Origin of the sequence: Methylobacterium sp. 275MFSha3.1 (assembly GCF_900108435.1) — a bacterium.
In the GTDB taxonomy this organism is placed as follows: Bacteria; Pseudomonadota; Alphaproteobacteria; order Rhizobiales; family Beijerinckiaceae; genus Methylobacterium.
The window spans coordinates 141,054-148,099 of the sequence record NZ_FNWP01000016.1; the positions used below are offsets into that span (position 1 = coordinate 141,054).

6 protein-coding genes are annotated in these 7,046 nt (G+C 69.3%); 3 read left to right on the forward strand and 3 right to left on the reverse strand.

Annotated features, from left to right (window positions below; all coding sequences use genetic code 11):
• Nucleotides 1–48: 48 nt before the first annotated feature.
• From BLW78_RS19630 to BLW78_RS19640, 3 genes are read right to left on the reverse strand one after another with little or no spacing between them, the layout of a single operon-like run.
• The gene (locus tag BLW78_RS19630) at nucleotides 49–1,386 is read right to left on the reverse strand and encodes an LLM class flavin-dependent oxidoreductase (protein WP_091681557.1); all 1,338 of its coding nucleotides are present in this window, start codon (nucleotides 1,384–1,386) and stop codon (nucleotides 49–51) included.
• A gap of 13 nt (nucleotides 1,387–1,399) precedes the next feature.
• Nucleotides 1,400–2,452, reverse strand: a complete 1,053-nt coding sequence (locus BLW78_RS19635) for an LLM class flavin-dependent oxidoreductase (RefSeq protein ID WP_091681559.1) — start codon at nucleotides 2,450–2,452, stop codon at nucleotides 1,400–1,402.
• Between the two features lie 4 nt (nucleotides 2,453–2,456).
• A complete protein-coding gene (locus BLW78_RS19640) occupies nucleotides 2,457–3,446 on the reverse strand; it encodes an aliphatic sulfonate ABC transporter substrate-binding protein (RefSeq protein ID WP_091681561.1) in 990 nt (329 codons plus the stop codon).
• Nucleotides 3,447–3,842: 396 nt separating this feature from the next.
• Between BLW78_RS19640 and BLW78_RS19645 the strand changes: the two genes are divergently transcribed.
• The 3 genes from BLW78_RS19645 to BLW78_RS19655 form a co-directional block, all read left to right on the forward strand.
• Nucleotides 3,843–5,063 (forward strand): acyl-CoA dehydrogenase family protein, encoded by a 1,221-nt coding sequence (locus BLW78_RS19645; protein ID WP_091681563.1) that lies wholly within the window; start codon nucleotides 3,843–3,845, stop codon nucleotides 5,061–5,063.
• 10 nt (nucleotides 5,064–5,073) lie between these two features.
• Entirely contained in the window at nucleotides 5,074–6,438 is a 1,365-nt protein-coding gene (locus BLW78_RS19650) for an LLM class flavin-dependent oxidoreductase (protein WP_091681574.1), read from the forward strand.
• Nucleotides 6,439–6,482: 44 nt separating this feature from the next.
• Nucleotides 6,483–7,046: molybdopterin-dependent oxidoreductase (locus BLW78_RS19655; protein ID WP_170855192.1), on the forward strand; the 564-nt coding region annotated here is incomplete at its 3' end.

Sequence of the window (7,046 nt, forward strand, 5' to 3'; positions counted from 1 at the left end):
AAACAAGTCGCTCGGCGGTTGGCTAAGACCGATCGGCAGCTCGCCGCATCATGCGGAGAGCGAGGCACCCTCGGCCGCGTAGCGACTCGCAGGCCTTCGGAGGCCGAGGTGATCGCGCAGCGTCGCGCCCGCGTAGTCGCGTCGGAACAGGCCGCGCCGCTGGAGGATCGGAACGATCGCGTCTACGAAGGTCTCCAGCCCGTCCGGTAGTACGTCCGGCATCAGGTTGAAGCCGTCGGCCGCGCCAGCCCGGAACCAGGCCTCGATGTCGTCGGCGATCGCCTCCGGCGTCCCCACGACGATGCGGTGGCCAACGCCGCCACCCAATGCCCGCAGCAGCTGACGCACGGTCAGGCCATCCCGCCGGGCAAGCGCCACGGTGCCGAGGAACATCGTGTGGTTGGCATCCGGCGGGAGCGGCAGCGGGTCCGGAAGCGGTCGGTCGAGGTCCAGCAGCGCGGGATCAATCCGCAGCGTCCCGGCGAGTCGCGCGAGGCTGTACTCGACCGGCACCAGGTCCCAGAGCGCGTCCTGGCGTCGGCGCGCCTCAGCCTCAGTGGAGCCGATCACCGTGGCGAGGCCGGGCAGGATGACCAGCGCGTCCGGTCCGCGCCCGTAGCGCGCCGCGCGGGCGCGCAGGTCCCGGGCGTAGGCCGCACCGTCATCAATGGTCTGGGCCAGGGAGAACACCGCGTCGGCAGTGGCGGCGGCGAGCTCGCGCCCGTCCTCCGAGCCGCCCGCCTGGAAGGTCACCGGGCGGCCCTGCGGGCTGCGCGGCACGGTCAGCGGTCCCTCGACCGCGTAGTGGGCGCCGCGGTGTCGGACGGCGTGGACCTTCCCGATGTCGACGAACCGCCCGCCCGCCTTGTCGCCGACGAACGCGTCGTCCTCCCAACTGTCCCACAGGGCGTGAACCAGCTCGGTGAATTCCCGCGCCCGGGCGTAGCGGGCGCCGTGCTCCGAGGCCCCGGTGAAGCCGAAATTGCGGCCCGCCGCGGCGTCGGCGGTGGTCACCACGTTCCAGCCGGCACGGCCGCGGCTGACGAGATCGAGGCTCGCGAAGCGGCGGGCGAGGTTGTAGGGCTCGTTGTAGGTCGTCGAGGCGGTCGCCACGAGGCCGACATGACTGGTCGCTGCCGCGACGCTCGCCAGCACCACCGTGGGTTCGAGGGCGTTGAACGGCCGGTAGTCGATCCGGTCGTTGATCGCCGGCGTGTCGGCCAGGAAGATCGCGTCGAGCTTGCCCCGCTCCGCGACGCGGGCGACGCGAACGAAGTGGTCGATGTCGACGAAGGCGTCCGGCCGGCTGTCCGGCAGCCGCCACGCGGACGGGTAGACGCCCGAATGCAGCAGGTTGACGTTGAGATGCAGCGTGCGTGCGCTCATCGAAGTCTCCGGATCAGCGGACGCGCGGCAGGACCTGCTCGGCGAAGCGGCGCATCTCCGCCTCGAACGGCTGGAACTGCAGCATGAACAGGTCGATGCCGGCCGCGTGGAACGCCCGGATCCGCTCCGCCACGGTGGCGTAGCTGCCCACCAGCCCGGCGGCCGTGCCGCCGTTGGTGCCGACATGCCGGCTGGCGGCGGCGTCGGTCTTGGCGAACATCACGCTGGCCTGGTCGGTGCGGGCGCGGGTGTCGGCGCGAAGGTCCGCGTCGCGCTGCGCCAGGGCGAGGAGCCGCGCGTGCTCTGCCTCTGCCTCCGCGTCGGTCGCCCGGGCGATCACGAAGGCCGAGAGGCCGTAGCGCAGCGGGCCGTTGGAGGCGGGCCGGCGGGCGACGTCGGCGATCAGGGCGGCGACTTCGGGCAACGGCTGGCCGTTGATGAACCAGACATCCGCGTGGTCGGCGGCCAGCGCCCGGGCGGGCTCGGACTCGCCGCCGAGATAGATGGTCGGTCGCTTCCGGAACGTGCCGGCGGGGCGGAGCTGGTAATCCTCGACCCGGAAATGCGCGCCCACGCCGGTGACGCGCTCGCCGCGCATCAGCCGATCCACGATGCTGATCCACTCGCGGCCGTAGGCGTAGCGGTCGTCGTGCGCGGGGAACGGCAGGCCGGCCCGCTCGAACTCGGCCCGGTTCCACGCGTTCACGAGGTTCAGCGCGAAGCGGCCGCCGCTGATGTGCTCGATCTGGAGCGCCATCTTGGCGAGCACGACCGGGTGGTAGAGACCGGGCTTGATCGCCGCGATGATCTCGATGCGCCGGGTGAGCGCCGCGAGCGCGGCCGCTCCCGTCCATGCCTCGAGCTGGTCGCGTTCCCCGTCGTAGGGGTTCATCGTGTGCTGGGCGACCAGCACGGAGTCAAAGCCCAGGGCCTCGGCCTCCAGGACCAGGGCGCGATTGCGGTCCCAGCTGGCGTCGTCCGGCTCGTCGGGGTCGTGATGGGATGCCCTGGAGCCGTGCACGGCCGCCCAGATGCCGAAGCGGGGCGTGTCGGTCGTTCCGACCATGGCCTCAGCCCCGGCCTACGGGGGCCTGCCAGATCGGCACGTCGGTGGCGTCGATCCGGCGGGGAATGAGCTTGGCCTCGTAGAATACGTCGGCGATGGCCTGCTGCTCGCCGAGCTGTGCGCGCTCCACGGGCTCGACCGCGTAGGTGCGGCGGCTGTTGGCGGCGGCCACGACTGCGGGCGGCAGGTCGCCCCAGATCGGAGCGAGGAGCGCCACCGCCTCCTGCGGGTTCGCCCGCATCCAGGCGCCGGCCTCGACCAGCGCCCCGTAGACGGTGGCTACGACATCCGGCTGCGCGGCGACGAAGCTGTCGTTGACGAGGTAGTACCGGTGGTAGCTGGTCAGGCCGGTGGCGTCCGCGATGACCCGCACCGGACGCTTGGCCTGTGCGAAGGCGAGGAACGGGTCCCAGATCGACCACGCGTCGAGGCTGCCCTGCTCGAAGGCTGCCGCACCCTCCGGCGCCTGGAGATAGGCCGGCTTGATGTCGGCGAAGCTCAGGCCCGCCTGCTTCAGGGCGGCGGCGAGCACGTAGTGGCTGCCCGAGCCCCGCGAGACGCCGACCGTGCGGCCCTTCAGGTCCGCGATCGTGCGGATCGGCGAGTCCGCCGGCACGATGATCGCCTCGGCGGCGGGCGCGCCGCGCTCGCGGGCGTAGAAGGTCAGCGGTGCCTTGGCGGACTGGGTGAAGATCGGGACGGCGTCAGCGACGTCGGCGTGGATGTCGACGGCGCCTGCCGACATGGGCTCGATCACGCTGGTGAACAGGTGCCAGCTCGGCGTGAACCCCAGGGGCGCCAAGCGCTCGGCGAGCGTCCCCTTCACCTTCAGCACGGTGAACAGCACGGACGAGCGCTGCATGCTGATCTTCAGCTCGCGAGGCGCCGCGCGCACAGCCGGGGCACCTAGCGCCAAGGCAGCCGCCCCGCCGAGCCCGCCGCGCAGAAGCGTGCGGCGGGAGGGGCCGAACCGGCCCGTTGTGTCGTCGGTCATCAAACGCTCGCGAAGCGGAAGAAGAAGCAGGGCCTGGTAGCCACGAAGCGGATCTATTGAATGCCGACAGGATACACCGGGTCAATGAAACGTGTTTTCGATTTGTGGCGCGCATGGGAGATTTCCGCTCTGCAAAACCGTTTGGGGAAGAAATATTTCTTTTCGTCTCTGCGGCCATGGCAAAATCCTAAAAGGATTTGCGGGTTTTTTGGAGGAGAATGTACTTTTGTCAATTTCCGTCATCAAGAAATAAAACTTCTCGTGTTAGGCGGCTGAAGATGCGTTAATCCCAAAATTAGTGTCAAATGAAAAATCAGGCTTGAGATAGCGGAACGCCTCGCCGATTCCTCTGGCAAACGCCCGCGGGGCGGTGTCGGGATTCGGAAAGTCGAAGCCATGTCGCAAACGGATGCGGGCTGGGGTGCGGGGCCAAGCGCGCGCTACGAAGCCCTGGCGGACAAATTCCGCCCTGTTTTTTCCGAGATCCGCGCCACCGCCGTCGAGCGGGATCGCACCCGCGGACTGCCACACGCCGAGATCGGCTGGCTGCGGGAAGCGAACTTCACCACCCTGCGGCTGGCCCCCGAGGAAGGCGGCCACGGCGCCAGTCTGCCCGAACTCTTCGCTCTGCTCATTGAACTGTCGGCCGCGGATTCGAACGTCACCAATGCGCTGCGGGCACATTTCGGTTTCACTGAAGACGCGCTGTGCTCCTCCACGCCAGAATGGCGCGCAGCCTGGATAAAGCGGATCGGCGCGGGCGAGACGATCGGCAGTGGTGTCTCGGAAACAGGTCCGGCCAAGGTCGGCGCGTTCGACACGAAGGTGCGGCGGCGCGACGGCAGTCTCGTGGTCGAGGGGCGGAAGTTCTACACCACCGGCTCGCTCTTCGCGGACTACATCCACCTTTCGGCCGAGGATGAGGCCGGCGGGGCGGTGACGGCCGCCGTGCCGGTGCGCGCCCCGGGCGTCACTATCGTGGACGATTGGGACGGGTTCGGGCAGGCGCTCACCGCCAGCGGCACCGCGACCTTCGAGGGGGTGGCGCTCGATCCCGCGCTGATCAAGCCTGACCCAGCCCGCTTCCCCTACGCGATGGCGTTCTTCCAACTGGTGCATCTGGCGACGCTTGCAGGCATCGGCCGGGCGGCAGCGGACGACGTGGCGCGGCTTGTGGCAGAGCGGACCCGCGTCTACAGCCACGGTAATGCCGGGCGTACCGCCGACGATCCGCAGATCCAGGCGGTGGTGGGCCGTGTCCGCGCGAACGCCTATGCGGCGGGCGCCGTCGTGCTCAAGGCCGCCGAGGCGATCCAGAGGGTGTACGACGCGCACCGGGCCAGATCGCCGGACGCAGAGCGCGAGGTGACGCTGGCCGATGTCGAGGTCAACCAGGCGGTGGGCGTGGTGACCGATCTGATTCTGACCGCGACGACGAGCCTGTTCGACGCCCTGGGCGCCTCGGCGGTGAAGGTGGGCGCCGGCCTCGACCGGTACTGGCGCAACGCCCGTACCATCGCCTCCCACAATCCACGGATCTACCGCGACCGCACGGTCGGCGCCTTCGCGATCTCCGGCGAGGCGCCGCCGCGGCAGTACCGCGTCGGATCGGCGTGAGGTGGCGGGCATGGCACGTCGCGACCACATGCGCCTGGGCGCCTTCCTGTATCCCGGCGGCCACCACGTCGCCGCGTGGCGGCATCCGTCCTCCGAAGCCGATGCTGGGATCAACGCCGCCCATTACCGGCGCCTTGCCCGCACGGCCGAGGCGGCGAAGTTCGACCTGATCTTCCTCGCGGACGGCGTCAGCATCCGGGGCGACGATCTCGACGCCCTGAGCCGGACAGCGATCCGCTATGTCGGCCAGTTCGAGCCGCTGACCCTGCTATCGCACCTCTCGGCGGTGACCGAGCGCATCGGTCTCGTAGCCACCGCCTCGACCACCTACAACGAACCGTTCCACGTCGCCCGCAAATTTGCCTCTCTCGACCATCTGAGCGGCGGCCGGGCGGGCTGGAACCTCGTCACCTCAGCTGATCCGCGGGAAGCCTGGAACTTCAGCCGGGAGAGCCACCTCGCCCATGCCAACCGCTACGCCCGGGCCGAAGAGTTCGTCGACGTTGTGCGCGGCCTGTGGGATTCATACGAGGACGACGCTTTTGTCCGCGACCGCGAGGCTGGGCGTTTCTTCGATCCGGACAAGCTGCATCTGCTGGCCCACGAGGGCGTGCATTTCTCGGTCCGTGGCCCCCTCAACGTTCCCCGCCCGCCGCAGGGGCATCCGGTGGTCGTGCAGGCGGGCTCGTCCGAGGCCGGCAAGGCGCTCGCCGCGCGCACCGCCGAGGTGATCTTCACCGCGCAGCAGACCCTGGAGGATGCGGTCGCCTTCTACGCCGACGTAAAGGGCCGAATGGCCGATCAGGGCCGCGATCCGGACCACCTCAAAATCATGCCGGGCGCCTTCCCGGTGGTCGGTCGGACCGAGGCGGAGGCGCAGGACAAGTTCGCCTCGCTGCAGGATCTGATCCACCCGGTGGTCGGCCGCTCACTCCTGGAGCAGCTCACCGGCGCCGACCTGTCGGCCTACCCGGACGACGCCCCCGTTCCGGAAATGCCCGAGACCAACGGCGGCAAGAGCCGCCAGGACCTCTTCTTGCGCCTCGCCCGGCGGGAGGGCCTGACGATTCGTGAACTCTACCTTCGCGCAGCCAGCGCCCGGGGACACTGGACGATCGTCGGTACGCCGGTCCAGGTCGCCGACGCTCTTCAGGAGCGCTTCGAGGCCCATGGCGCAGACGGCTTCAACATCATGCCGCCGACCCTGCCCGGCGGGCTCGACGATTTCGTCTCCCTCGTGCTCCCAGAATTGCGGCGCCGAGGCCTGTTTCGGAATGAGTACGAGGGAGCGACGCTGCGCGAGCATCTTGGCCTCCCGCGTCCCGCCGACCGGTTCTACGCGCGGCACGATGCGTCCGTGCGGGGCGCGGCATGACTATGATCAGGCTGGAGACACGTTCGATTTCGGATCAACTAGCCATGACCGACGACAACACGACCATACCGGCACGACGGCGCTTCCTTCGACGTGGGGTCGCCGCCGCCGTCGGGATGGTGGCAGGACACGGTGCCCGGGCAGAGGAAGCGAGCCCGCCCGGTATACCAGAGAGCATGAAGGCCCCCGGCGCCGATGTCGGCAGCCAGACCTACGGCCAGCCCTCGCGCTTCGAGGAGGGCGTCATCCGCAACGTCCCGAAGGGTCTGAAGCAGTACATCTCGGCGTCGAGCCGCACGCCGCTGCAGGATCTCGACGGCATCCTGACGCCCAACGGCCTGTTCTACGAGCGCCACCACGGCGGCATCCCGAACATCGATCCAGCCCAGCACCGGCTGATGATCCACGGACTCGTCGAGACGCCGCTCATCCTGACGATGGACGACATCCGCCGCTTCCCGTCGGAGTCGCACATCTACTTTCTCGAATGCTCGGGCAACCCGGGCTTCGAGGCGATCAAGGGCAAGACGGCGTCGGACCTCGTCGGCCTCGTCAGCTGCGCCGAATGGACCGGCGTGCGCCTCGCGACGGTCCTGGCGGAGGCCGGG

What these genes read in the sequence shown, in the direction of transcription:
- BLW78_RS19630 (WP_091681557.1), bottom strand. Translation starts at nt 1,386, where the DNA reads ATGAGCGCACGCACGCTGCATCTCAACGTCAACCTGCTGCATTCGGGC.
- BLW78_RS19635 (WP_091681559.1), bottom strand. Translation starts at nt 2,452, where the DNA reads ATGGTCGGAACGACCGACACGCCCCGCTTCGGCATCTGGGCGGCCGTG.
- BLW78_RS19650 (WP_091681574.1), top strand. Translation starts at nt 5,074, where the DNA reads ATGGCACGTCGCGACCACATGCGCCTGGGCGCCTTCCTGTATCCCGGC.
- BLW78_RS19640 (WP_091681561.1), bottom strand. Translation starts at nt 3,446, where the DNA reads ATGACCGACGACACAACGGGCCGGTTCGGCCCCTCCCGCCGCACGCTT.
- BLW78_RS19645 (WP_091681563.1), top strand. Translation starts at nt 3,843, where the DNA reads ATGTCGCAAACGGATGCGGGCTGGGGTGCGGGGCCAAGCGCGCGCTAC.